This is a genomic window from Flavobacterium bizetiae (genome assembly GCF_024271895.1).
Classification (GTDB): domain Bacteria; phylum Bacteroidota; class Bacteroidia; order Flavobacteriales; family Flavobacteriaceae; genus Flavobacterium; species Flavobacterium bizetiae.
Genome location: NZ_CP091861.1, coordinates 4,344,272 through 4,370,800, shown reverse-complemented (window position 1 = coordinate 4,370,800; position 26,529 = coordinate 4,344,272). Strand labels below are relative to the sequence as shown.

Annotated in this window: 18 protein-coding genes; 8 read left to right on the top strand and 10 right to left on the bottom strand. The window is 35.1% G+C overall.

The window, feature by feature from the left end:
* Window positions 1-4 precede the first annotated feature (4 nt).
* From L0669_RS18410 to L0669_RS18390, 5 genes are all read left to right on the top strand, one after another.
* Window positions 5-3,178: an efflux RND transporter permease subunit gene (locus tag L0669_RS18410; RefSeq protein WP_263759275.1), complete on the top strand. Its 3,174-nt coding sequence runs from the start codon at window positions 5-7 to the stop codon at window positions 3,176-3,178.
* A gap of 19 nt (window positions 3,179-3,197) precedes the next feature.
* The gene (locus tag L0669_RS18405; protein ID WP_263759274.1) at window positions 3,198-4,601 is read left to right on the top strand and encodes an efflux transporter outer membrane subunit; all 1,404 of its coding nucleotides are present in this window, start codon (window positions 3,198-3,200) and stop codon (window positions 4,599-4,601) included.
* 226 nt (window positions 4,602-4,827) lie between these two features.
* Window positions 4,828-5,325, top strand: coding sequence for a hypothetical protein (locus tag L0669_RS18400; RefSeq protein WP_263759273.1), 498 nt, complete (start codon window positions 4,828-4,830; stop codon window positions 5,323-5,325).
* A gap of 279 nt (window positions 5,326-5,604) precedes the next feature.
* Complete coding sequence (locus tag L0669_RS18395; RefSeq protein ID WP_263759272.1) at window positions 5,605-7,314, top strand: thiamine pyrophosphate-dependent enzyme; 1,710 nt, start codon at window positions 5,605-5,607, stop codon at window positions 7,312-7,314.
* A gap of 4 nt (window positions 7,315-7,318) precedes the next feature.
* Window positions 7,319-7,768, top strand: a complete 450-nt coding sequence (locus L0669_RS18390; protein WP_263759270.1) for an MEKHLA domain-containing protein — start codon at window positions 7,319-7,321, stop codon at window positions 7,766-7,768.
* Window positions 7,769-7,803: 35 nt separating this feature from the next.
* Here L0669_RS18390 and L0669_RS18385 read toward each other — a convergent pair whose 3' ends face one another.
* Complete coding sequence (locus L0669_RS18385) at window positions 7,804-8,676, bottom strand: LysR substrate-binding domain-containing protein (RefSeq protein WP_173970155.1); 873 nt, start codon at window positions 8,674-8,676, stop codon at window positions 7,804-7,806.
* A gap of 97 nt (window positions 8,677-8,773) precedes the next feature.
* Between L0669_RS18385 and L0669_RS18380 the strand changes: the two genes are divergently transcribed.
* Together L0669_RS18380 and L0669_RS18375 are read left to right on the top strand one after the other, a co-directional pair.
* Window positions 8,774-9,493, top strand: coding sequence for an MBL fold metallo-hydrolase (locus tag L0669_RS18380; protein ID WP_263759269.1), 720 nt, complete (start codon window positions 8,774-8,776; stop codon window positions 9,491-9,493).
* Between the two features lie 52 nt (window positions 9,494-9,545).
* Window positions 9,546-9,902, top strand: a complete 357-nt coding sequence (locus L0669_RS18375; RefSeq protein WP_263759268.1) for a gamma-glutamylcyclotransferase family protein — start codon at window positions 9,546-9,548, stop codon at window positions 9,900-9,902.
* 56 nt (window positions 9,903-9,958) lie between these two features.
* Here the strand turns inward: L0669_RS18375 and L0669_RS18370 are convergent, their stop codons facing one another.
* Window positions 9,959-11,647, bottom strand: coding sequence for a glycoside hydrolase family 28 protein (locus tag L0669_RS18370; RefSeq protein ID WP_263759267.1), 1,689 nt, complete (start codon window positions 11,645-11,647; stop codon window positions 9,959-9,961).
* A gap of 522 nt (window positions 11,648-12,169) precedes the next feature.
* Between L0669_RS18370 and L0669_RS18365 the strand changes: the two genes are divergently transcribed.
* Complete coding sequence (locus tag L0669_RS18365) at window positions 12,170-13,393, top strand: DUF4272 domain-containing protein (RefSeq protein WP_263759266.1); 1,224 nt, start codon at window positions 12,170-12,172, stop codon at window positions 13,391-13,393.
* Window positions 13,394-13,878: 485 nt separating this feature from the next.
* On the opposite strand, the gene L0669_RS18360 is transcribed toward L0669_RS18365, so the two are convergent.
* From L0669_RS18360 to L0669_RS18325, 8 genes are all read right to left on the bottom strand, one after another.
* Window positions 13,879-14,358: a DUF2271 domain-containing protein gene (locus L0669_RS18360; protein ID WP_263759265.1), complete on the bottom strand. Its 480-nt coding sequence runs from the start codon at window positions 14,356-14,358 to the stop codon at window positions 13,879-13,881.
* Window positions 14,359-14,369: 11 nt separating this feature from the next.
* Window positions 14,370-15,866, bottom strand: a complete 1,497-nt coding sequence (locus tag L0669_RS18355; RefSeq protein WP_263759264.1) for an ankyrin repeat domain-containing protein — start codon at window positions 15,864-15,866, stop codon at window positions 14,370-14,372.
* A gap of 135 nt (window positions 15,867-16,001) precedes the next feature.
* Entirely contained in the window at window positions 16,002-17,336 is a 1,335-nt protein-coding gene (locus tag L0669_RS18350) for a hypothetical protein (protein WP_425250460.1), read from the bottom strand.
* A gap of 32 nt (window positions 17,337-17,368) precedes the next feature.
* Window positions 17,369-19,771, bottom strand: a complete 2,403-nt coding sequence (locus tag L0669_RS18345) for a TonB-dependent receptor (protein ID WP_263759263.1) — start codon at window positions 19,769-19,771, stop codon at window positions 17,369-17,371.
* 628 nt (window positions 19,772-20,399) lie between these two features.
* On the bottom strand, window positions 20,400-21,407 hold the full coding sequence (locus L0669_RS18340) for an FAD:protein FMN transferase (protein ID WP_263759262.1): 1,008 nt from the start codon (window positions 21,405-21,407) through the stop codon (window positions 20,400-20,402).
* A 204-nt stretch (window positions 21,408-21,611) separates the two neighbouring features.
* A complete protein-coding gene (locus L0669_RS18335) occupies window positions 21,612-23,801 on the bottom strand; it encodes a PepSY domain-containing protein (protein ID WP_263759261.1) in 2,190 nt (729 codons plus the stop codon).
* Between the two features lie 205 nt (window positions 23,802-24,006).
* Window positions 24,007-24,489, bottom strand: coding sequence for a DUF2271 domain-containing protein (locus L0669_RS18330; RefSeq protein WP_263759260.1), 483 nt, complete (start codon window positions 24,487-24,489; stop codon window positions 24,007-24,009).
* A 115-nt stretch (window positions 24,490-24,604) separates the two neighbouring features.
* Window positions 24,605-26,095, bottom strand: a complete 1,491-nt coding sequence (locus tag L0669_RS18325; RefSeq protein WP_263759259.1) for an ankyrin repeat domain-containing protein — start codon at window positions 26,093-26,095, stop codon at window positions 24,605-24,607.
* Window positions 26,096-26,529: the final 434 nt, after the last annotated feature.

Sequence of the window (26,529 nt, the reverse complement as noted above, 5' to 3'; positions counted from 1 at the left end):
AAAAATGTTTAAAATATTCATACAAAGACCTGTACTTTCGACAGTAATATCTGTTATTATTGTCATCCTAGGTATTTTAGGCCTCGTTGAGCTGCCTATTTCTCAATATCCTGATATTGCGCCGCCAACAGTAAACGTTTCGGCAAGTTATACCGGTGCGAATGCTGATGTGGTTTTAAAAAGTATCGTAATTCCGCTTGAAGAGCAAATTAATGGTGTAGAAAACATGACATACATGACTTCTACAGCAACCAATGATGGTAATGCATCGATAAAAATTTTCTTCAAAGTAGGAACAAATCCTGATTTAGCAGCGGTAAACGTTCAGAACAGGGTTTCGAGAGCCACCAGTTTATTACCTGTAGAGGTAACTCAGGCAGGGGTAACGGTAACAAAGAGCCAGAGTAGTAACTTGTTGATTTTCTCTTTATATAGTGACGGAAACGAGTACAGCCAGACTTTCCTTCAAAATTATGCTAAAATCAACCTTGTACCGCAAATTCAGCGTGTTGTTGGGGTAGGAGATGTAACCGTTTTTGGTGCCAATGATTACTCGATGAGAATTTGGTTGAAACCGGATATCATGCAACAATACAAACTGATTCCGAGTGATGTTTCGGCTGCTTTGGCAGAACAAAATATCGAAGCTGCACCAGGTAAATTTGGTGAAAACGGAAATCAGGCTTTTCAATACGTAATTAAATACAAAGGGCGTTTAACAAGCGCTCAGGAATTTGGTGATATCGTAATTAAATCTGTTGGAAACGGACAACTATTACGCTTAAAAGATGTTGCCAAAGTAGAGTTAGGATCGTTAAGTTATGCTTCTACAACCAAAACAAACGGTATCGAATCTACGGCGATGGCAATTAGCCAGACTCCGGGATCTAATGCCCGTGATGTAATTATCAATTCGAAAAAGCTGATTGAAGAAGCGGCAAAGACTTTTCCAAAAGGAGTAAAATATACGACTCTTGTAGATGTTAACGAAAATCTGGATGCTTCTATCGAAAAAGTAATTCATACCTTAATCGAAGCCTTTATATTGGTTTTTATCGTAGTATTTATTTTTCTTCAGGATTTTAGATCTACATTAATTCCGGCTATTGCAGTTCCGGTAGCGATTGTAGGAACGTTTTTCTTCCTGAATTTATTTGGATTTACCATCAACTTACTAACACTTTTTGCCTTGGTTTTAGCCATTGGTATTGTGGTCGATGATGCGATTGTGGTCGTCGAGGCGGTGCATGCCAAATTAGACCATGGTTACAAATCATCTAAAAAAGCGACAATAGATGCGATGGATGAAATTTCAGGAGCGATCATTTCGATCACACTTGTAATGTCAGCCGTATTTATTCCGGTAACTTTTATTACAGGATCAACAGGGGTTTTCTACAAACAGTTTGGTATTACCTTAGCTGTAGCGATTATCCTTTCTGCAATTAATGCCTTGACTTTAAGTCCTGCATTGTGTGCTTTGCTTTTAAAACCACATGCTGACGATCACAAACATAAAACGTATTTACAAAGATTTTACACGGCGTTTAACGTTGCGTTTGATAATGTAACAGGAAAGTACAAAAGATCAGTTCAGTTTCTTTCTGTAAAAAAATGGATCGTTGCCGCTTCGATTGTTATTGCGGGTGCCGCTTTATTTTATATGATGAAAACTACACCTTCAGCTTTCGTTCCTTCGGAAGATCAGGGTACTGTTTTTGCGAACATTAGTTTACCCCCATCAGCTTCTATGGAGCGTTCTGATGTAATTGCCAAAAGAGTTGACAGTATTGCCAAAACGATTCCGGGTGTTAAAAATACGCTTCGAATTGTTGGACAAAACTTTACTGCGGGAGCCGGTAGTGCTTACAGTATGGTTATTATCAAATTAGAAACCTGGGAAAAACGTGATCTAAGTGTTAATGATGTAATTGGTCAGCTTTTTGCCAAAACAAGCGGTATTAGAGAAGCCAACATCTTCTTTATTTCGCCACCAACTATTCAGGGTTTTGGACAAAGTGGTGGATTCGAATTCCAATTACAGGATAAAGGTGGACATACAACAGCTGAATTCTTTAAAGTAAATAATGACTTTTTAGCGAAATTAGCGCAGCGTCCTGAAATACAATATGCAACAACTCCTTTTAACCCGGGATTCCCTCAATACATGATGGATGTAAATCTGGCAAAAGCGAAAGATGCAGGTGTTTCTATCAATACGATTTTGTCGACAATGCAAGGTTATTATGGAGGATTATATGCTTCGAATTTCAATAAATTCGGTAAACAATACCGTGTTATGATTCAGGCTTCTCCGGAATTCCGTACCAATACAGAAGGATTAAATAAAATCTTTGTTAGAAACAGTGCAGGAACAATGGCACCAATTACAGAGTTTGTAAAAATGACCAGAGTTTTCGGGCCGGAATCTATTTCAAGATTTAACCTTTTCTCTTCTATTGCGATTACAGGAGCTCCAAATCCCGGATTTAGTTCAGGAGATGCGATTAAAGCTATTCAGGAAGTTGCAGCGCAGGAATTGCCGGCAGGTTACGGATACGAATTCTCAGGATTAACGCGTGAGGAATTAGCATCAGGAAGTGAAACGATTTTCATCTTTATTTTATGTTTGGTTTTCGTTTATTTCTTATTAAGTGCACAATACGAAAGTTATATTTTACCATTTGCGGTATTATTCTCGATTCCGTTTGGATTAGCAGGAGCTTATTTGTTCTCGATTATTTTCAAATTAAACAGTAATATTTACCTGCAAATTTCCCTAATCATGTTGATTGGATTGCTGGCCAAGAATGGTATTTTGATTGTAGAATTTGCCTTAGACAGAAGGCGTAAAGGAATGCCAATTGTACAAGCTGCAATTGATGGAGCCGTAGCGCGTTTAAGACCAATTTTAATGACCTCTTTTGCTTTTATTTTAGGACTTCTTCCTTTAATGTTTGCTTCAGGAGCAGGAGCTGTAGGAAATAGATCTATTGGTTCAGGAGCTGTAGGAGGAATGTTAATTGGTACTATTTTAGGGGTATTTGTTATTCCGGTATTGTTTATCATTTTCCAGACTTTACAGGAAAGAATCAGCGGACCTGCGAAAGCAAGTTTCGATATAGATGATGAGGATGATGACGAAGAGGTACAACAAATCGAAGCTCACAAAGAGTAATAATTTTAATTAAGAAAAAATGACTCATAGTTCAAATAAATATATTCTTATGGTAGTTGCAGTCACTCTTTTGAGTGCCTGCGTTACCAAAAAATACGAACGTCCCAAAACATTATCGACAGATAATTTATACAGAGATCAGACTTCTACTGATTCGACTACGATCGCTAATATGCCTTGGCAGACTGTTTTTAAAGATCAAAAATTAAATGCTTTAATTCAAAAAGGATTAGACCAGAATCTGAACTTAAAAAATGCGATTGAAAATATCGTTCAGGCGCGTGCTACTTTACGTCAGACTAAATTAGGTTATTATCCAACTTTAGATTTTGATGCTAGTGCAACACGTAATAAGCAGTCTAAGGCGGCATTGAATTTTCCTCCGGGAATTAACATCAATACGTTAACGACAACTTATAAAATGGGTTTTAGTACGTCTTGGGAAGCTGATATCTGGGGAAAACTAAGCAGTTCAAAAAGAGCAGCTTTAGCAACTTACCTTTCTACAGACGCTGCAAAACAAGCAGTACAAACACAATTGATTTCTGATATTGCTAATAATTATTTCCTATTGCTGGCTTATGATAAGCAATTAGAAATTACAAAAGCGACCTTAGAAAGCCGTATCAAAAATGTAGAAGTAATAAAAGCTTTAAAAGAAGGAGCAATTGTTACGGGTGCATCTGTTGTGCAAAGTGAAGCCAATCAACATGCAGCCGAAGTTTTGATTCCGGATTTAAAAAGAAGCATTCGTGAGACTGAAAATGCACTTAATATTTTATTAGGACAAGCTTCAGGACCAATCGAAAGAGGCGTTTTAAGCGATCAGATAATTCCTGAAAAAATTGCTATTGGTTTACCGGCTCAATTGTTAGAAAATCGTCCTGATGTTCGTCAGGCTGAATTTAATTTCAGAACAGCTTTTGAAACCACAAATTTGGCAAGAACTTATTTTTATCCAAGTTTAACGCTTACAGCAAGTGGTGGTTTATCAACTTTACAATTAAAGAATTTTTTTGATCAGTCTATCTTTTATTCAATAATTGGAGGATTAACTCAGCCAATTTTTAATCAGGGACTTAACAGAGAAAGATTAACAAATGCACAATCAAGACAAGTTCAGGCTTTTAATACCTTTCAGCAAAGTCTTTTGGTAGCAGGTCAGGAAGTTTCGAACGCTCTTTATGCTTATGAAATGGCTGTAGCCAAAGAAGATTCAAGAGAAAAACAAATTGAAGCATTAGAGAAAGCGGTTGATTTTACACAACAACTTTTAGAATATAGTTCTGCCACTAATTATACAGATGTATTAACCTCAGAACAAAACCTTTTAGCAGCTCAATTGAGTGGTGTAAACGACAATTTACAGAAATTACAAGCTGTAGTTGACTTATACCGTGCTTTAGGCGGCGGATGGAAATAGATTTACCCAATAAATCATTTTTGCGATGATCGCCACAAATTAAAAACATGACTAAATGAAAAACGCCTCAAAATTTTGAGGCGTTTTTTTATTCTATCACTTTTGTCGGTTGTGAGGTACTATTCGTCGATTGGTTTGGTGTTTTTGTATACTGGAGAGGGGAAAAGCAAATAAATGGCACTACTTTAGCTTAGTATTAAATACATTAATACTAAATACCACGAAGATGAAAAAAATAGTAATTGCACTAATGCTCCTGATGAGTGTTTTTGCCCACGCCCAAGTTTCGGTCAATGTAAATATTGGTACACCTCCAAGTTGGGGTCCGCAAGGTTATGACGATAGTAGATATTATTATTTACCGGATATCGATACCTATTATGATGTTACCCAAAAACAGTTTATTTATGATAATAACGGAAGATGGATAAGACAAAGCAGATTGCCTTCAAACTATAGACAATATGATCTTTACGGAGGATATAAAGTAGTTTTAAATGATTACAGAGGAGATGCTCCTTATACGTACCATAAAAAACACAGAGCAGAATATCCAAAAGGATATCACGGAAAACCTCAGAAAAACAGAGGCAACAAACCGGATAAGGTTTACAAACAAAATAACAAGTACAAAGAAAAAAACGGAAATTCCGGAAATGATCACCCAGGTAAATCTAAAGGAAATTCAAAAGGTAAAGATTACGGACATGATAATCACCACTAAATAGACTTGAATAAATAGAAACCGCCTCAGTAATTGAGGCGGTTTTTTTATTTAAAAGAATTAAACAAAAAAGAATTGTTAACTGAATATGATGTTATGGATATTGTGTAAATTATAATTTAAGTATTTGTTAGTCAGTTATTTGATTTTTTTTAGTGCGAATTTTTATATTTTTATTTTGTTGAAGACTAGATGCTATTTGTATCTTTATAAGTGTTAAAGTATAGTTTTATAAATATAATTTACTCGTTAATAAAGTCATTTTTTAATTAAGATTATATGAATAGCAACAAACTAATTATAGATACGCTACAAAGCTGGGGCGTTTCTTTTTATTCCGGAGTAACAGGAGGAGGTGTTATCCATTATCTTAAATATATAGATCCTTACACAAATAACACTTTAAGCGGAACTAAGTTTTTAAATTTTGGCGAATATAACGCAGGATTTGTCCCGTTAGGATACTATTTGGCAAGTGGTAAAATTGCGGCTGCTATTGCAACAACGGGAGCTGCGACAAAACTCATTAGTTGCGGATTAAGCGATGCCAAACTACATGATATTCCAGCCGTGTATATTGTTCCGGTTTCCGGTATTAGTGCAGTGGGTTTTTCTCCATTACAGGATTCTACACCGCACGGTAGTAATATTATATTGCAACTTGAGGCTGAGTTGCCGGGTTCTGTCTTTGTACTTGATAGCCAATTGACCTTACCAATGAAACTGGCACAAGCAAAAAATCAATTAGATCATTCAAAACCTGTGGTACTGGTTCTTGATAATGAACAATTAATAATTGAACACGATGAAATTCCTAACCTTATAATTGATCAAAATTTAGATAATAAAGAAGAAATTGATACGGAAAGTTTTATCGATAATTTTAGAAAAGAAATAAAAGGCAGACGTTTAGTAGTTCTGGTTGGCGAAGAAATGGCACGTTACCATAATGCCCAGGAATTGACTTCTAAATTTGCCCAACAATTTCAAGTTGCAATGGTATGGAGTATTAATGGTGCAAATGCTGTTGATCGCAATAATCCTTACGGTTATGGTTATATTTCTTTTGGAGGAAACGATCGCGCTTTGTCACTTTTTAATTCACTAAACGAGAGCGATGTTTTGCTTATTTTAGGAGCATGTCCGGACGAATACACCGTTAATTTTAATAAATTTTCGACAGGAAGTACATTCTTTGCCGGTAATATTCCCGATGCCTATGGATTAGTTGATAATAGTGTAGCACATTTCGTGCAAGGCCGTTATTATCATTTTCAAGGCCCTTTAAATACCTTGTTAGAATCATTGATTGTATCTTCCAGTCAAAATCCCTTTCGCAATATACCTGCCAAATTAGCCCCTCAAAATTTAAATGATAAACCTTTTAATGTTGCTCGTGAAAATTATGTTGATATGTCCAATTTATATCAGCAGCTGGACCAATGGTGGCCAGAGAACTCGATAGGTTTTGATGATGTATGTCTGGCTTACAAAGACCGCCAATATGTGACACAAAGACCCAACAATAATATTCGGTTTTATTCTCTTTATCGGGGTTCTGCCATGGGAGGAGCCTTTGGAGCAGCAGTTGGAGCAAAAATATCGAATCGTGAAAAATTAGTATTTTTGTTTACAGGCGACGGATGTTTTCGGTTATTCTCCGGAACAATGGCAGAAGTAAGTGATCTTGGTTTAATTATTTTTTTATTAAATAATAAAACATTAGGAATTGTAGAACAAGGTTTGACTAAAATTATGCCGGGTGTTAAAAAAGAACGATATCACGCAGAGCTTAAATCTATTGATTATTGTGGAGTTGCGAAAGCACACGGTTGGGATGCAGAATATTTAAATCCTGACCTAAGTAATATAAAAAGTTTATTCGATCGAATGACTGATAAAAAACAATTGTCCCGTTCGTTATTGATTGAAGTTCCGGTTGATGCTTTACAGCTACTTGGAAGTAATCCCAGACTTAAAAATTTATAAAGTTATGAATTCAGAAAAATGGTATGAACTGATCAAAAAGATAGACGATTGTTTTCTTATGCTGAGCGAAAATCATCTTCCTTGTCCTGAAGATGTTGTGGATCGATATAAATGGCTTGATGAAGAAGCTAATTATAGCATTCTAGCCCATGATAATAGTGTTGATCCTATTTTTATTTATGCTAATAAATTTGCTCTGTCTTGTTTTAAATATACATTAGATGAAATGCTTTTTCTTCCTTCCAGATTTAGTGCATCAGCTTCTAATAGAACTGAGCGCGAGCAGTTGTTAAAAACAGTTACTCAAAACGGAATTGCTTATAATTATTCCGGTGATCGCATCGACAAATCAGGAAATAGTTTTACTATCTATGACGGTATTCTTTGGGAACTAAAAGATCAAAACGGAGAGAAGTGGGGTCAGGCAGCACTTTTTTATACAGAGAAACAATAAACTTAATTTCAGATTTAAATTTACTATTGTAAATCTTAAACCAGCGACTTCAAAATATCTAAAAACACCTTTACCGCTTTCTTTTCATACACTTCTTTTAACGAAATAATCATAGCCGTTCGAGTCATGTTTTTTCCTTCTATCGGAATGCACGAAATTCCCTTTTCGTTTTTAATAGTGGTTTGGGTTAGAATTGTGTACCAATTACCGCTTTTTACCAGTTCTAAAAGTGTGGGAATATCATTGATTTCGATGGCTACTTTTGGATGCAGATTGTTTTTATGAAACGCTTCGCTAATAAACAAAGTCGTACTATATCCTTTTGCAGGAAGAGCAAGAGGCAGTTTGCTAATTTCTTTTAGGGATATCGATTTTTTGTTTTTTAAATTAGATTCCGTTGCAGTAACCAGCGTCATAGGCGAAGTAAAAAGGATCTGATATTTAAAATGATTTTCGGTAATGATTTCTTCGAAAGTAAGAATCACATCCAATTCAAAATGATTGAGTTTTTCGATCAGTTCTTTAGAAGTTCCAAAAACAATTTCGAATTCGATTTCAGGATATTGATCTGCGAATTCAATCACCGTTTGGGTTAAAATATCACGCAAAGCATAAGTAACACCAATGGCAATTTTTCCTGTATTAATATTGTTTAAGTCCTTTAATAATTGAAAACCTTCATTGGCTTTGCTAATACTTTGCAAGGCAAAACCAGAGAATAATTCTCCAGCTTCGGTTAAAGTAATTCGCTTGCCAATTCGGTTAAATAACGGAATTTGCAATTCATCTTCAAGCTGTTTAATTTGTTGCGATAAAGTACTCTGACTAATGTTTAACGCATTGGCAGCTTCTGTAAAGTTGAGTAATTCTTTTGCTTTAAGAAAATATCGTAGTTGTCTGAGTTCCATTTTTTAAATCGGTTTTATCGATTGATGACATCGAAAAATAAGGTTTTACAAATATAGAAATTCTTTAGACCTTTGTAGAAAATAATGAAAGAGTAAAATGAAAATAATACCATTGCAAGAGGGAAATTATGTCGTAAACAGTGAGAAAGAATTTAAACTTATAAGCGAATTCCCTTTAGATTCAGGCCTTAAAATGGCAATTCAGCCTTTTTTGGTGATTACTCAAAATGATTATATTTTAATTGATCTGGGTTTAGGATTTCATAAAAACGGAAAACCTTTTATTCATCATTTACTTGAAACGCATAATATTGCACCGGAACAAATTACAAAAGTCCTGATTTCGCATTTTCATAAAGATCATATCGAGGGAGTTGGTTATTTTGAAGGTGATACTTTTATTCAAAATTTTCCTGATGCGACGCTTTATATACAAAAAAGAGAACTTGATTTTGCTTTGGCACAACAACATCCGTCTTATGACTTGAAGATATTAAATCAGATAAAAACATTTTCTAACGTTAAGATGTTGGAATACGATAAAGGGAAAATAACGAACGAGATTTTCTATAAAGTTTCTGCCGGACATTCGCCATTTCATCAGGTTTTTTGGATAAAGGAAAATAACGAAATTACTTTTTACGGAGCAGATGATTTGCCACAAGAAATCTATCTAAAAATGCATGTGGCTTACAAAACAGATTTCGACGGAAAACGCGCCATGGAATCACGCAAAAAATGGGAGCAGGAAGCAAAAGAGGAACATTGGAAAGTACTTTTGTATCATGATATGAAGAAGCCTGTTTTGGAGTTTTAGAGTTTTGGAGGAAAGAGCATAGAACAAAGAATATAGATTTTAAGAATTGAGAATGAAAGATATTACACTTATGCCGGCTTTAATTATTTACGGATCATTGGCTCCGGGTGAATCGAATCATTCGGTTATGGATCCTGTAAAAGGGGAGTGGCGAAAAGCAATTATAAAAGGAAAATTAGAAGAAGGAGGCTGGGGAACTTCTTTAGGCTATAATGGTTTTATTGCTGTGAATGAAGAAGAAGCTCAAAAACTAAAGGCTTATGTTTTATTTTCTGAAGATTTGCCTTTGCATTGGGATTATCTGGATGAATTTGAAGGCGATGGTTATACCCGAATTCAAACCCAATATGAACTCGAAAACGGTCAAACCGGAATTGGGTTTATCTATGCTTTAAATCAAAAAATATAAAAAAAGGGTTGAATCAAAATAGCTGATTCAACCCTTTTATATGAAATAGATTTACTTTAGAATTTTACAGCACCTTTAGGAACCGTTTCTCCTACAGTTGTTTTATTGGCAAGATTAAAATTAGCCGATGAAACAAATTCTATATTTTGACTGTTTTCTCCGTTAACCGTGATTGCTTTTGGAGAGGTAGAATTGAATTCGACATTTTTAAGCGACATGTTTTTAGTATTATAAATTTCAAATACAGTAGTTTCTTCGATGTCTAATTTTGCATTGCTTATTTTGATTCCGTTGGCATCAATGATAGAAAAGCCTTTTTTGGCATTTCCTGTCAAGTTAGAAATTTCGATGTTTTCAAGATTCATTTCAGGTAAACCTTGCAGGAACACGGCTTGTTGAGCGCCCTTTATCGTTACATTTTTTATCGAAATGTTTTTAAATTGTGGCGTTTCTTCATTTACAGGCATTGCTTTAGAGCTTAATGTATTGCCGCCTTCAGCCAAAGTTTCTTCGATCGATTTTCCTCCATAATACAAATTAAAAGAGATAGCCTGCGATGGAATATCTGTCATATAGATATCCGAAATAAAAATATTTTCGACCACACCGCCGCGTCCGCGATTACTTTTAAAGCGCAATCCAACATCAGTTCCCATAAAAGTACAATTGGATACGTGCATGTTTTTTACACCGCTCGACATTTCGCTACCAACCGTTACACCGCCATGTCCGTGATATACGATATTGTTTTTTATGATAATGTTTTCGCAAGGAACGCCACGATCACGACCGTCTTTGTCTTTTCCTGATTTAATACAAATAGCATCATCACCAACATCAAAACTTGAATTTTCGATAATCACATTTTTGCAGGATTCAACATCAAGACCATCTCCGTTTTGAGAATACCAGGGATTACGAACCGTTACATTACGCACAATTAAATCTTCGACCATCAGAGGATGAATGTTCCAGGCTGGTGAATTTTGAAATACGGGACCATCAAACAATACTCTTTTACTATTTTGAATGCTTACCATTACAGGACGTAAAAAATCATGAATGGTTTCAAATTCTTCTTTGGTTTTTAAATCCAGACGTACGTTTTGATCTGCGCCTTTAGAAGCGTTCATAAAAGTTTCAGACGGATACCAACTGGTTTTGTCTTTGTTTAAAACACCACCGGAAGCAATAACTTTTTTCCATTGACTATCAGTTAATTTACTCTTTTTAACTTGTCGCCAAACTTCTCCGGAACCGTCCCAAACTCCATTACCGGTAAAAGCAATATTTTCGAGATTTTTACCATAAATAGGAGAGATACATCTCCAGGTATTCAAACCTTCAAAACTGGTTTCTATAATAGGATACAAACTTTTATCTGGCGAAAAAATAATTAATGCGCCTGTTTCTGCATGAAGTTCGAGATTACTTTTTAAAAGAATTGGACCTGTAAGCCAGATTCCAGGCGGGATAATAACTTTTCCTCCGCCTTTTTTTGAAACTGCATTTATAGCATCGGCGAAAGCCTTTGTATTTAAAACATAACCACCATTTACAGCACCAAAGTCTTTAAGGTTGACGCTGTTTTTAGGAATTACCGGTTCTTTGACTTTAGCCATTTTAAATTCAATATTCTTATAAGTATCATAAGATTTTGAATTTTGGGCAATACTGTTTTGCGCACAACTTGTTATTACAATTGCCAGAGCAATACGTAAAAAGTGAATTGGGTTAGTTTTCATTCTTATTGAATTATGGTTAAAAATTGCATTCTAAATAAAAAGGCTTTATTGCTAAATGTATTTATTGATCTGTATTTTTTTGCTGATTCAGAAAAAAACGCGTTCGATCGATAAATATATGTAAATGTAATCGATTACACAAATCTATTAAAAATTATTTAGAAAAGGGAATAAAGTTGATCGTTGCCACAAAATAAAACAGATTAGTGAATAAAGCTTGTTTCATCAGTTTATTTTAACAGAATCAGGAAAGTACGGGATAGATTTTTAAATTTTAGAGGTAAAGAGGGAAATTTCGGCGAAAGCCATATAAAAATATTTCACGCAGATTTAATAAGGATTTAGGCTGATAATGAAGATTGGTTTAAAGAAAAAAATCTGTAAAATCTGCGTGATTTTTTTTTAAACCTGCATAATTTCATCTTGGTTACGTTTGCATTTTGTAGTAAAATAAACCTATATTAGCGTAAATAAACACCATTTATACGCCTGAATATTTAATCACAAATAGAAAATAATCAAATGATTTGTACCATTTACTCGCACCAATCTGGTTTTGATGCTATTAAAGAAACTATTGTTTCTAATTTTCCGGAGGGAAACATTGTAATCAGTAAAGAAGAGGAATCTGATATCATCGACTTAGAAATTAAAGATGGAATTTCAAATTCTACACAAAAAATAAAAATATTATATCGCGAAAGAGCCGAGCCATCGTACCAAATTCCTGAAATTAATGATTCTGCGCTAACGGCGAATTTAAAAGGACTTTACGGTTTTGTATATTCATTGCCAACGGTAAATGAAAAAGTGAAAAATCTGTTTCTTCAGAAAATTCAAACCTTAAATTCTGAGTTTACGATTATTCCGGAAGAAGGAGAAATAGCCGATTTAAAAACCATAATAGCGAATATTGCGAACGAACTTGACGCTGTTTTGTTTGTTCAGCCTGATGTTACTATCAGTAAATCGAGCGGACAACATTTCCTGGATAAAAACCTGGATTTGATTATTGATACCGAAGGAAATTGCGAAATCGACGAATTAGATGTTAGGATCAATTCGGTTTATTTTGATGCAAACCAAAACGAATTATCAGAAGATCAGCAATTAAGAAAGGAAAAGAACGAAAAAATCCTGGAAGAGAATGCGATCAAAATCAACAGAAATTTACCTTGCATAGAATCTGAAGAAGAAACTACTTTAAGAACTCCAAAGGAAATTGCGCAAAGAGTGAGTGCTTTGGCGGTGGTAAATTTAGTAGCGTTTAATAGTATTTCTCCGGAAGAAGCTACCGAATATTTGCAAAACTATAATCTTTGGGATTTTACTACAGAAAATGAAAAGGAATTTCTGGCGAATCCTACTGATGATAAAAAGGCAAACGAAAGTTGGAAATGCGAAGGAATCTGGGTTTTAATGTGGGCGCTGAATAAAATTGAAACACTCGATTTTCCGGATGAATTTTGTGATCTCGAAAACATAGATCCTGATAATTATCCGGTAGGTCAGGATAAAGATCCTAATATTTTTATCGATTCGATAGTTTCGATACGATCTAAAAGTGAGATTTTGGATGCGAACGATTTGTATTACCGATTCAACTGGGCTTGTGTCGATGAGAGAATTAACGGCTGGGAAATCGAAGGCATTAATCCCGGGATTGTTTACGAAAGACAATATGCCTTAAACTGGCTAATTAATTACATGGATCAGGATTGGGATTCTGTTTCTTGTGATACTTAATATATAAAAGCAAAAACCTTCTTATTTATAAGAAGGTTTTTTTATGGATAATAAGATTTTTTTTTCAGGAGCTAATCCCGCTATCCGTTCCAATCTTTTGTGTCCGCCGCGGCGGACACAAAAGGATTTCCACTTCTATCGGGGCTAGGAGAATCATTTTCATAATAATGTTTTCGTCTAGTTTGTCATCGTGAGGAATGAAGGATCACACTCGTGGCTCCGCACAGAATGTCCCTAATCTTTGTCCTTAATCTTTGTGGCTAATCTTTGTCGATTTTCTAGTGTGATCTCTCCTTCGTCGAGATGACAAGATTAAGGATTGCAAATGGTGAATAATTCAGCTATGTGTAAGCAAATATTTGCTTATTTTAATCTTAATTTAAGCAATATAAGTCTATGTTTCTATGTGTTTAAATTTTCTCGCAGATTTGCAGATTTTTACTTTTAATCTTTTTAATCTTTTAATCTGTGGCAAAATTTTAAGCCTAAATCTTATTCAATTTTACATATCTAATATATCCTTTGCCTTCCATTTTTTGCGTAATGGCCTCAGTTGTAAGAGGAATTTCGACATCGTTAACATGATATTTTTGATCTTCTACAGCGGTTTCAAAACGCAATTTGTAGCCTTTGTCTATTTTAGCATTTTCGATATCAAATATAGTAACGCTACGATCTCCACCAGTTACAGATGCTCCGGTTTTGGCGTTTACGGCAGGTTTTTTAGAATAAAATTTGTACCATTCTTTTAAGCTGTTGTACCATTGTTTGTCATCGCCCATAATATATAATGTTTTTTCGTATTCGCCTTTTGCATTAACCAACGAGACAACTACATAAGCACCTTCGCCCATATAATTTGACATTTGTAAGAGACATTTGTACTTAGCACTTTGTGCGGATGCCTGTAAGGAAACAAGGCATAGAATTGCTGCCAGAAGGCTTATTTTTGATAGTAATTTCATTTGTAAATTGTTTATTTTAAAAAGTCAACTGAGATGTTTTTCTTCTTTAAAAGTTCATTTTCTTTGGCAAGATCATAAGCCGTTTCATCAAATTCGGTTTTGATGTCTTTATTGGCTCCAATCGATAATAGATATTTTAAAATAACATCATCTTTGGCAATCATGGCCGCTTTATGTAAAACCGTTATTCCTTCGTTGTTTTTGGCATTCACATCAATATTAAGATCAGCTAGTTTTTTTAGCAAAGCAAGGTCATTTTTTACAACAGCCGAATGATAAATAGTATTACCGTCTTTTTGTTTAGCGGTAAAATCAACTCCTTTATTTTTCAATAGCGTTATTTTATCTCCAAAATCATCCTTTTGAGTTGCACCGCCTGGTATTCCTGCTCTTGGAGCGCGATATGATTCTACAACATAATAAGCTAAATTATTGCCTTCGATGTCTTTAATTGTACTGTCGGCACCATTGTTTAAAAGAAAAGCAACTACATCAGCAGAACTGTTTTTTATAGCCTGAGTAAGTGCCGATTCTCCTTTGGCATTTATAGCATTAATATTTTTAACTTTCGGCAATAAAGTTTGAAGCAATTCAATATCTTTTCCTCCTGATGCAATTATAAAAGCGGTATTTCCTTCGTTGTCAGCTTTATTTACATCGACACCTTTATTAATAAAATAGGTAACGATTTGAGATTGTTTGTCTTTTCCTGCCAATAAATGAAGTACCGTTTGACCATTTGCGGTTTGTACAGTTGTTTTTATCTTAAGTTCATCTACCAGATATTGGTATACTTCGATTCCGTTTGCATTACGGCGATTACCTTGCGCCGCCATTATAAGGGCATTGTCAGTATATTTTACACCTTTCTTTAAAAGTGTTTTTAGTAAGGCAATATTCCCGGTTCTTGCGGTATAATTAAAAGCGGTATTGCCATTATTGTCTGTATTTTTTAGAGAAAGACCTTTTGTAATAAAGTAATCTGTAAGTACAAAATCTTTATCATTTGCGATGGTAAGCAATAATAAGCTGGCACCATCTCTATACTTTTTTTTAGGATCGATACCGGCTTTAAAAAAAGCTTCGTATAAAGCCACATTGGCTTGTCCACCGCCAGTTGCAAAAACAAGTGGAGTAGTGGCGTGGCTGTCTTCAAGGTTAATATCTGAACCTTTTTCGATAAGATAATTTACCAGTTCGTTATTTCCTTTCATGGCCGCCCAATGCAGGTAAATACGCCCGTCGTGAGTAGGTTTTTTTACTCCGTTACCAGGTTGTTCTATTAAAAATTTTACAATTTCAAAAGAAGCGCCGTTATTAATTGCCATAACAACGGGATCAAATGCCATAGGATTCAATTGCGACGGATTATTTCCTTTTTCAATTTCGGCTTTTATGGCAGTGATATCAGGAGATGTTTTCCAGAAGTTTTGGTCCAGAAGGATATTTTTTTGCGCATTAATAGATAGCGAAGCCAACATTAATGCAGTAAAGATTAATTTTTTCATGATTTGAAGGATAAAAAAGTTAGGTGTTTTTAAACAAACATTCCGCTACATAAAAAATGAAGCGGAATGTTCTAATTAAAAAAAAACTCAAGTAATAGCATTTTTGACAATTGGTATCTCTGCTATTGTTTATTTTTAGAATACACCAATGTAATGGTTTCCAGCCTTGTTTACCAATTTAGCTCCTTTTGTTACAGCGCCACTTACAGCATCAATTACATAAATGTTTCCGTCTTTACCTACTGGCGTAACTGCTATGTATAAATCATTTCCGTCTACTACAAAACCTTGGTACTGACCAAAATCTAAATCAGCATCGTAAGCAATTCCGTCTACTTTTTTAGCTGTTTTTGCGTTAAGGTCGATTCTTGCTACAAATCCCTGATTGTTAGCAGCATCGTGAGTATAAACTGCATAAGCAATTCCGTTTCCAACATATCTCCATGCATCGATGTATGATCCTTTTATTCCAAGAGCAGTATCTAAACTAAACACATAAGAGTTGTCGTATTCGTTGCTTTGGTTGATTTTTAAGATATAAGAACCATTTTTGGTATCTCTTTGAGTTGCCTGGTAAATGTTTCCGTCATTTGCCACAAAACTATTAAAACTACGGTATCCGCTTGTATCTCCAAAACCTACTGTAGAAGTAATAATTTTCGGATTTGTTAATGATGGATAATCCACTATAAGAGATTTAGAACCTAAACGCTCAAATGTAGCTTCATTTTCTGCCGTAAGAGGATTGGTTTTACGCATCCATGTTCCGATGATTAATTTGTCTCCGGCTTTGTTTAAAGTTGGCGCATCTAAACGGAAAATGTGGTGTCCTTTTGCTTCTTCTTCAGGAGTTAACGGAATTTCGTATTGTTTTGCAGCAGAAATTAAGATTTTTTGTAAATCTAAACTTAATACTGTTGCAGAACCTCTCGTATATTTGTATGTTTTATCTGGATTAGTTACAATTACAGGTGCCGTAACGTTTACCGCCACACCCGTTTTATCTCCGTCAAAAAGTTTAGTCCATCTTGGTGAAGTTCCTGCATATTGCGAGATGTTTACTGTAGATCCTGATTGTGTAAAATTATTACCACCATTTACTTTATAGGTCATAAACTCACCACCGTTTGCACCAGTATAGGTAATATTAAAAAGAGTGCTTCCGTCTACAGAGGATTGCAAACGAGCTGTTCTGGTTGATTGTACAGGCGTTCCGTTATCGTAAACATTAATAGAAATGTTTGGGTTTTTTGCATCTTCTTTACTAACAGAAAAAACTTTAGTACCACCATTTCCGTCTCCGGGAGCAGTTTGCATTAAAGCTCCTGCCACTGTTATCCAACGGCTTTGAGTTTCAGGCAGAGTAGGTGTTATTGAGTCTTCGTTATCATTACTGCTACAACTTGTCGTTAAGGCAAATGTGGTAAAAACCAAACCAAAGGCCATTAATTTAAATGTACTTTTTTTCATATTCATGGATTTAAAAAAATTAATTATATAGATTAAAATTTATTCAGGATGTAATTGAATTTCAGGTAAAATGCTACTCCCGGCTTTTGAACTCCAAAATTGTCGTAAACCTGTTCGTTGGTGATGTTTTTCGCATCAAAACTCACAATGTATTTTTTGTTCGGAAAAGTATAGCTCAAACCTAAATCATGTGGAAACTGAGACGGTACTTTATCGATTTGAGTTCCTTGCCATGTTGTAAAAAATTCATTTACATAGGTAAAATTGTAGTACAAATTCAACTCAGAGTTAGACTGCAAGACATTTTGAAAATTGTATTGTGCATTTCCGTTAATGATGAAATAAGGCTCATTAGGATATTGTTTGTTGTAATTATAGAGTATTTCCCCGTTTTTATCGTACTTATCTTTAAAGAGTGAATTGAATTTAGACATATTCATTCCTATAAATAATCTCTTATTGTGCGAATATTCAAATGAAGCCTCGTAACCAATAGATTGCGCTGTTCCTAAGTTTATCGAAGGTGTAGTTTGCAAAGCCTCATTAAGACGATTACTAAATTCACGAACAATTTTTCCTTTAGAATTTCTCCAGAATCCGGATCCTCCAAAACTAAATTTATGCTGATTGATAAGGTATGGCCCAAATCGTAAACCTACATTCAGGTTGTCGCTTTCTTCTGGTTTTAAGTCGCTATTGCTGGTCTGATTTTCACCTGGATTACCAAAAATTTCATTTTCAGAAGGAAGTCTTATTGCTTTTTCTGCAGATAAAGTGAAGATTAATTTTGGTGAGATTAAATAAGATCCTGCAAAACCATAACCGTAAAAAGTAGTATTGTTGTTCTCTAATTTTTCAGCTATTGAAGCCTGTCCTCCTGTAGTAGTGATGACTGGGGTTCTTTGTTCTGTTTTTTGGTTATAGCGTTTACCAAATAAATTGGTTCTTAAGCGTGAATCAAATGCCTGAAGTTCATACGCAAGTGACAAAACACTTTTTTGAAGATCACGCTTTTGCTGAAAATTTCTTTCCAGTTCAGATTTCATTTCATCGTGATCATCCCTGTCAAAGGAATAAAGCATACTGCTAAATACAAATTTGTGATTATCATTTAAGGTATAATTCAATCCGCCTCGTGTACTGAATATTTTGTTGTTGATGTGCAAAATTGTAGCTGGACCTTGTTGTGCTCCAGTTGGCGATAAAAAATGCTGACCATCAATACCAATTGCTTTTTCGTTAAACCAATTGTAATTCCATTTTACCGTATCGTTTAAAACTTCTGTTCTTTGGCTAAAAACAGAATTTACGGTGAATTCAAGCCCTTTTACAATAAAATCTTTTTTAGCATAATTGATGCTTATTACCTGTGCATCAGCTTCAGTAAATCGGCCTTTGTAGGGTTTTGACATCGCCTGTCCGTGCTGAATTTCGTTATAGTCATCTGAGGCATTAAAACCAATTAAGAAAGTATCAGCCCATTTAACATCTGTAAAACCAGCTTCAATGCGACCTCCCACAGAACGATAAGCATCATTAAAACGTTTGGCTTTAATTTGCGTCATAACTCCGTTACGCGAAATATTATAGGCAAATTTTCCCCAAATTTCATAATCGTTATCAGAGTAATTATAGAACCCTGAACCTTTTAAGGTAAAACCTGATTTATCGCGATAGGTGGTATTAAAGTTAGATTGAATGGTGTTAAACGAACCGTAAGATATCGAGGCACTAAGAGAGTTTTTAGCTCCCTTTTTCAAAATTACATTAATAGCTCCTCCTAAAGCGTCATCTGCCAAATGCGCCGGAGTTACTCCTTTGTACACTTCAATTCGTTCGATTAATGCTGGCGGAATACTATTTAAATTGAATGATGAACCGTAAGTCGAAATAGGGATTCCGTCTATAAATATTCGAATGGCGTTGCCCGACATTCCGTTCAGATTGTAATTAATGCTCGATCCTAAACCTCCGTTTTGTCTGATGCGAACTCCAGCCGATTGCCCTAAAAGATCGTTAGTCTGAATATTTCGTTTGGCTGCTTCCTGAGTTTCGATCACGTTTACAGAAAACCCCTTTTGCATTATTTCTTTCTTTACCGTAGTTTTCTGAATGACTACTTCTTTCAAAGCTTTGGGATCATGTTTTTCTAGAGAAATAGTAATTTGCTGAGAAGGCTGGTGCAAATGAATAGTAACTGTTTTTGTTTTAGCTTCCGGCGAAGAAATTTCCAAAGTGTAATGTCCGTATGGTAATTTTTTGATTTCAAAATGACCATTAGTATCAGCCATAGCGTAGTTTTGTGTGCCTAGAACCAATACCGAAGCACCTAATGTTGGTTCATTGTGAGAAAAGATAACTTTTCCTGTAATATTCCCGTTTTGTGACCAAACTGAAAAATGAACGAACATCAAAACAACTGCTAAAAATCTCATAATTTGTTTACTTACCAATACGAGCGCAAACTTAATTTATTGTTTATATTTAATCTAAATAAACGAATTAGAAGATTATTAGAATTACATTAGAATTTCTAATGTTGGGATTTTATGGCACTCGGATGACACAGATTCGCTTTGCGAAAGCGTGGATTTTCTGCGGATTTTTTATCTGTAAGCTTATGGCACGCGGATGACACGGATTCGCTTTGCGAAAGCGCGGATTTTTGCGGATTTTTATGTGCAGACTTATGGCACGCGGATAACACGGATTCGCTATCGCGAAAGCGCGGATTGGAACGGATTTTTATTTTGATACTCTCTCATTTTTGTCATCCTGAGGAACGAAGGATCACACTAGTAACTCCGCAATCAGAATCGCCAACCTTTGTAGAATCCCGTGTGTGATCCTTCCTCCGTCAGGATGACAAGATTACGAATATAAAAAATCCGTTAATATCTGCGCTTTCGCGAAGCGAATCCGTGTCATCCGCGTGCAAATTGAAGTCAGTTTGGTTATGAACGAATAGCGGGATTAGCTCCTGAAAAAAAGATTTACAATTTTCCAGCGCTAATCCTATTTTGTTGTGAAATTTATAGATTGTTCAGAATGAAGTTTTAAGGTTTATAACTTCGCCTTAAATTTTTTGATTTTGAAGTTCTTCGATTTTACTAATTTTCCATTATCAGTAATCATAACGCAACTGTAGTCGGGGTATTTTTTAAGTAAAAGCAAACCTTCTTTTTGTCCTAAAACCATTAAAGAAGTGCTTAATCCGTTGGCGGTTTCAGCGTTTGGACCAAAAACAGAAACGCTGCATAGTCCAGTTGCGGGATAACCAGTTGCGGGATTTATAATGTGTGAGTAGCGTTTTCCGTCAAAAACAACGTACTTCTCATAACTTCCTGAAGTCGTTACAGCGCCATTGTTTAAAGGAACTACGGCAAACAGCGTATCGGGATGAAAAGGGTTTGTCATACCAATATTCCAGTCTTTTCCGTTGGGTTGTCTTCCCCAGGCGGTCATATCTCCGGATCCGTTTACGATTCCGGCTTTAATGCCTTTTGCGAGCATCATATTGCGGCATTTATCTGTGGCATATCCTTCGCCCAGAGCTCCGAAACCAATTTTCATTCCTTTTAATTTTAAAAAGATAGTCGATTGAACCGAGTTTAAAATGATGTTTTTGTACCCCACTTTTTCGACTGATTTTTTTATGGCTTCCGCCGAAGGCATTTCGGTCATTGATCCGTCAAATTTCCAGATCCTGTCCATCGCGGCAAAACTCACATCAAAACCGCCTTTTGTAGCTTCAGAAAATTGTATGGCTCTTTGGGTAAGTTCAAAAACTTCACGATCGACTTTTATAGGTTTAATTCCAGCATTTTGATTGACTTGCGAAACCTGAGAATCAGGTTTCCAGTCAGAAATTAGGTTTTCGATTCGGGTAATTTCGGCAATAACTTCATCGATATTTTGCTCTGCCGAAAGGGAATCTTTGGCAACAATTGTAATATCAAAACGTCCTCCCATAAGCAAAGTCGTTCGCTTTCGTAAAACCTGCGCATTAACAGATAAACCGCAAAGTATTACAGCGAAAAACAGGAGTTTGTATGGGATTGATTTGTGCATGAAAATCATTTTAATTATTCGTTTTATTAAGATTCGAAAATGTGACTTTTAGGTACAAAATATTGGTAATTATTAATATTGGAAATTCGTAAGCGTGCCGTAGGTACGCAACAAAATGATTTCTATTGCGTACCTACGGCACGCTAAAATGTGTTTCAATTATTGTTTTCTACCAACATTTTGTACCTAACAGTACAATTTTACCTAATAACAATCCGTCAGCAACTGACCATTTTCTTTATAATCTGCAATGCTTTTTATTCTTCTTTCAATACATAATTTGTCCAGAATAGCTTCGACATCTTTTTGCATGGCAAGAGATCCGCAAATCATGATGACACCGCCTTGTTGCAATAAATCAATAAAAAAATCAGCATCGCGTTTGATGAGATCCATGACGTAAAAGTGTTCTGCTTCGCGGGATAATGCCAAATGAAAACTTTGAAGTTTTTGCTTCTGGATCATTTCTGCCGTAAACTTTTTATAGCCTGAAACTGTTTCAGTTTCCATTCTAAAACCGGCATAAAGATGCGTTTCTGTTTTCGTTTTATTTTGCTCGATCATTCCAAGGAAAGGCGCAATACCGGTTCCGTTAGAAATGAAGGCTACTTTAGACACTTTTTTAGGGAAATGAAATGCTTTATTATTGATGATTCTTGCCTTGATGGTATTTCCCGGAACGAGATTGTTTAGAAACTCAGAACCCAATCCGTCTGGATGTAGTTTTACAACCAATTGTACGTTGCCGGAATGATTCCCGATAGAGTAGAGGCGTTCTCTGGTATCGTTTGCGGGATAAATAGCCAGTAAATCGCCTGAACTAAATTTAGCCCTTACATTGGCTCTTAAAGTCAGGATAAAAGTTTGTTCCTGTTCAGAAACCAATGTTTTATCCAACACCATTAATTTTTGCAAACCTTTAGGAACATGATTGTATAAAGATGGCGTTGTCGATAACGGAATTCCCGTTTTGGCACTCCATAATTTTATCCATTCTACAAATTCTGTTGCCGATTTATCGTTTACCGTTTGTACATCGAGTAAACGTTCTGTCCAGGTTTGGGTTGCTAATTGTCGGCCAATTTCAAAAGCAAATTCGCAGAAATCAGGATAGGCTTTCGAACCAAAACCTACTACCGAATAATTGATTTTTTGCTGTTGCGGATATTTCTTTAAAAGCGATACAAACTTGCCTCCATTAGAAGGAGCATCTCCTAAACCGTGGGTAGAAGAGAAAAGAATAATATGTTCTGCTTTTGGGAAAACGGTATAACTGTTTAATTCAGCAATAAAAGCTTTTTCGCCATGACCAATTAATTGTTTTAAAATCGCATTGGCAAAACGCAATGAACTTCCGTTTTCAGAACCAACTAATAAGATGAATTTACTTTCGTTGGCTTTGAATTTATTTTTTATTCGGCTTGATCTTCTTTTTAGTGTAATGGCAAAACCGGAATAAATGAAAAAGAGAATATTTATACTCGCAAGAGCCAATATAAAAGCCCAGATTCCGTTGGTTTTTCCGGTATGCAAATCAAGACTTAGGTCGGATAACTGAACCGTCATTGGCGAACGTTTTTCCGTTACAACGGCGCCAGTAACCTGATTCACTTCGATTTCTCGATCGTTTAGCTGAATGATATAATATTCTTCAGGATCATCTGTAAAAGGAAATTCAATTTTCTTAACGTCAGACAAATGTGTGGTCGCAAATACCGAAGTATTGTTTTCTTTTGAAGGTTTTACAATCTCCGTTTTCTCTTTTTTCTTATTCTCTTTTCCCATGAAAAAATTAAATCTTTCCAGAGATAAGTACGTTCCTGTAAGCGCAATAATCAAAATAGGAATAAGCGCAATTCTACCTAAAACAACATGATAATATTGGGCAAAATATTCTTTGACTACTTTCGAGAAAAAATTACGAATGCCTTTTTGTCTGTTTAAAACAAGAGCAAAACCAGAAATGGCAATGAGTAATAACAGAAACGAAATAACACCCACAAAAAAACGTCCGGTTTCATGAAGAAACAACGAACGATGCAAGCCGGTAACCCACTGAATAAATTCACTTTTCTTTATCGGAGTTCCTAATTGTTTCCCCGTTTTAGGATTTATGTACGCATTAATGTCATTACCATCGTCATCAATTGCCTGAAGCGTTACAAATTGATTATGATCTACACTTAACTCCGTAATTTCGGCATATTGTTTTTTTAAAATCGGTAAAGTTTCTCCCAGCGTTATTGCATCGAAATTTTCTATTTTGTACGGAAGTGTTTTTTCCTGCATCGCATCTACTGCCAGAATAATTCCTGTAGTCGAAGCTAAAATTAAAAATAAAGAAGAGAACAAAGCCAAAGCTAAGTGTGCGTAACGCCAAAAAGAAAGAGTCATTGAGTGTAATCTATTGAAATGTAATTGCTATTTTTTTGTCAAAAATAAAAGGAATAAAATGATTTTTTTTAGGAGCTAATCCCGCTATTCGTTTCAATCTTTTGTGGCGAACACCGCCACAAAAGGATTTCCACTGCTATCGGGGCTAGGCCAATCATTGTGGTTACTGTAACTTTGACAAAAGTTTTCTTAGAACTAAAAAGTATTAAATCTTGCTTAATCTCACGTATCTAATATAACCTTTTCCTTCTGTTTTATCGGCTAAACCTTCTGTGGTAAGCGGAATTTCAACATCATTTACATGGTATTTTTGATCCTCGACAGCCGATTCAAATCGTAATTTATAACCTTTATTAATTTTCGAATCATCGATTTCTATTGTCGTAATGCTGCGATCTCCACCGGTAACCGAAGCTCCAGTTTTAGCACTGATATCAGCAGGTTTTGCTGTTTGAAATTTATTCCATTCTTTCAGCGATTTGTACCATTTTTTATCATCGCCCATTACATAAAGCGTCTTCTCGTAATCACCATTAGCATTAATAAGCGAAACTACGATATAAGCACCTTCTCCCATATAATTGGCCATTTGCAGCATGCATTTGTATTTGCTAGCCTGAGCATTTGCCTGAAAAGAGATTAAACATATTAATGCGCTTGTAAGAGCTATTTTAAGTATTGATTTCATGTTGTGAATTATGAATTATAAATTATGAGTTATGAATTATGGGTTACGGGTTATGAATTGTGAGTTAAGAGTTTAAACTTAAAATTCATAACTCATAATTCATAACTCTTTTTTCCTATTTTAAAAATTCTACAGAAACATTATTCTTAGTTAGTGACTCGTTTTCTTTTGCCAAAGCATAAGCACTTTCGTCGAATTCTGTAGTGATGTCTTTTTTAGCTCCAACAGAAATAAGGTATTTTAAGATCGTATCATCTTTGGCTACCATTGCAGCTTTGTGCAGCGCTGTCATTCCGTCTTTGTTTTTAGCATTAACATCAATATTTAATGCAGCAAGTTTTTTTAGTAAACCCAAGTCGTTTTTAGCAGCAGCAAAGTGGTACAAAGTGCTTCCGTCTTTTTGAGCAGCAGCAAGGTTTAATCCTTTGTCTTGTAATAATTTTACTTTAGCATCAAAAGGATCTTTTGCATTAGCGTCACGACCTGCAGGACGATACGCTTGTACTAAATAAACGCCTAAGTTGTTTCCGTCTTTGTCTTTTACATTAACATCTGCACCTTTGTTTAAAAGCAACGCAACAGCTTCAGGAGTTCCTGAACGTACAGCCATTGTTAAAGCCGATTCTCCTTTTAGATTTTGTAGGTTGATGTTTTTAGCTTTTGGTAATAATAGTTCTAAAACACCATTTTCTCTTGCTCCTGCAGCAATCATAAACGGAGTATTACCATCGTTATTTACTTTGTTTGCATCAACTCCTTTAGCCAGAAAATAATTGATGATATCAGTTTGATTTGGTTTTGAAGCCAAAAGATGCAACACATTATTACCTGATTTATTTGCGAAAACAGGTTTGATTTTTACTTCTTCAACAAGATATTTATAAGTTTCTAGCGGAGTAGTTTCTCTGCGGGTTCCTTGTGTTGCGATCAAAAGTGCGTTGTCAGTATGTTTAACACCTTTTTCTTTTAATTTCTTCAAAAGAGTTACATTTCCGGTTCTTGCAGCATAATCAAAAGCCGTGTTTCCGTTAGCATCAACATCTTTTAGAGACAATCCTTTTGTGATCAGATAGTCAGAAAACGTTAAGTCTTTATCAAACGGAATAGCTAAAAGTAATAGGTTAGCCCCATCTGAATATTTTTTCTTAGGATCTATTCCTGCTTTAAAAAAAGCCTCAGAAACACCTTGATTAAGCAATCCGTTACCAGCAGCAAAAACAAGTGGAGTAGTACCGTGGCTGTCTTCAAAATTCACATCAGAACCTTTAGCGATAAGATATTCTACCAATTCAGTGTTTCCTCTGTAAGCCGCCCAGTGCAAATAAATACGATTGTCGTGAGTAGATTTATTAAGCGGATTTCCGGGTTGGTCTAACAAGAATTTGATACTTGCCAAAGGAGCATCATTGTTAATCGCCATTACCACAACATCAAAAGCATTTGCATTGGCTTCAGCCGGATTATTACCTTTTGCAATTTCTGCTTTAACGGCAGTTACATCCGGAGCATTTTTCCAAAAAGACTGTTCTAATAAAATGTTTTTTTGTTGAGCACTAACAAATAAAGTAGCGATTAATGCAAAAGAGATAAAAATATTCTTTTTCATATTGAGGTATTTATTGTTTTGAAATATTGTTTAAGGTTGTTATCGTTTTTCTAAAAATTCAATTACAATAAAGAATCTATTTAGAATAATTAAAAATAACGCAAATGTAAAAATTAAAATTAGTAAACCAATTTTATTTAGGGCAGAAACACCAATTTTAATCATTTATTAAGGTTTTAAGAATGATTTGTTTTATTTAAAATTTTACAGCGATTACTTGAAGTTTTTTAATTTGCTTATAGATTAATTATAAAAGAACAGCTTTTTTTGAAAGAAAAGTTAAGCACTAAATTGTTTCAAATTATAATTTGAAACCACTTAAAAGTATGAACATCAGCCTAAGTTGAATATTTGATCTATTTTTATCATTGATAATCAGGATATTGGTTTTTAAAGTGCAAAATAGCAAAATGAGTTCCATTTTCATTTTCAGA

Coding starts and splice junctions, on each gene's coding strand:
- L0669_RS18410 (WP_263759275.1), top strand. CDS start 5: ATGTTTAAAATATTCATACAAAGACCTGTACTTTCGACAGTAATATCT.
- L0669_RS18405 (WP_263759274.1), top strand. CDS start 3,198: ATGACTCATAGTTCAAATAAATATATTCTTATGGTAGTTGCAGTCACT.
- L0669_RS18400 (WP_263759273.1), top strand. CDS start 4,828: ATGAAAAAAATAGTAATTGCACTAATGCTCCTGATGAGTGTTTTTGCC.
- L0669_RS18395 (WP_263759272.1), top strand. CDS start 5,605: ATGAATAGCAACAAACTAATTATAGATACGCTACAAAGCTGGGGCGTT.
- L0669_RS18390 (WP_263759270.1), top strand. CDS start 7,319: ATGAATTCAGAAAAATGGTATGAACTGATCAAAAAGATAGACGATTGT.
- L0669_RS18385 (WP_173970155.1), bottom strand. CDS start 8,676: ATGGAACTCAGACAACTACGATATTTTCTTAAAGCAAAAGAATTACTC.
- L0669_RS18380 (WP_263759269.1), top strand. CDS start 8,774: ATGAAAATAATACCATTGCAAGAGGGAAATTATGTCGTAAACAGTGAG.
- L0669_RS18375 (WP_263759268.1), top strand. CDS start 9,546: ATGAAAGATATTACACTTATGCCGGCTTTAATTATTTACGGATCATTG.
- L0669_RS18370 (WP_263759267.1), bottom strand. CDS start 11,647: ATGAAAACTAACCCAATTCACTTTTTACGTATTGCTCTGGCAATTGTA.
- L0669_RS18365 (WP_263759266.1), top strand. CDS start 12,170: ATGATTTGTACCATTTACTCGCACCAATCTGGTTTTGATGCTATTAAA.
- L0669_RS18360 (WP_263759265.1), bottom strand. CDS start 14,358: ATGAAATTACTATCAAAAATAAGCCTTCTGGCAGCAATTCTATGCCTT.
- L0669_RS18355 (WP_263759264.1), bottom strand. CDS start 15,866: ATGAAAAAATTAATCTTTACTGCATTAATGTTGGCTTCGCTATCTATT.
- L0669_RS18350 (WP_425250460.1), bottom strand. CDS start 17,336: ATGAAAAAAAGTACATTTAAATTAATGGCCTTTGGTTTGGTTTTTACC.
- L0669_RS18345 (WP_263759263.1), bottom strand. CDS start 19,771: ATGAGATTTTTAGCAGTTGTTTTGATGTTCGTTCATTTTTCAGTTTGG.
- L0669_RS18340 (WP_263759262.1), bottom strand. CDS start 21,407: ATGCACAAATCAATCCCATACAAACTCCTGTTTTTCGCTGTAATACTT.
- L0669_RS18335 (WP_263759261.1), bottom strand. CDS start 23,801: ATGACTCTTTCTTTTTGGCGTTACGCACACTTAGCTTTGGCTTTGTTC.
- L0669_RS18330 (WP_263759260.1), bottom strand. CDS start 24,489: ATGAAATCAATACTTAAAATAGCTCTTACAAGCGCATTAATATGTTTA.
- L0669_RS18325 (WP_263759259.1), bottom strand. CDS start 26,095: ATGAAAAAGAATATTTTTATCTCTTTTGCATTAATCGCTACTTTATTT.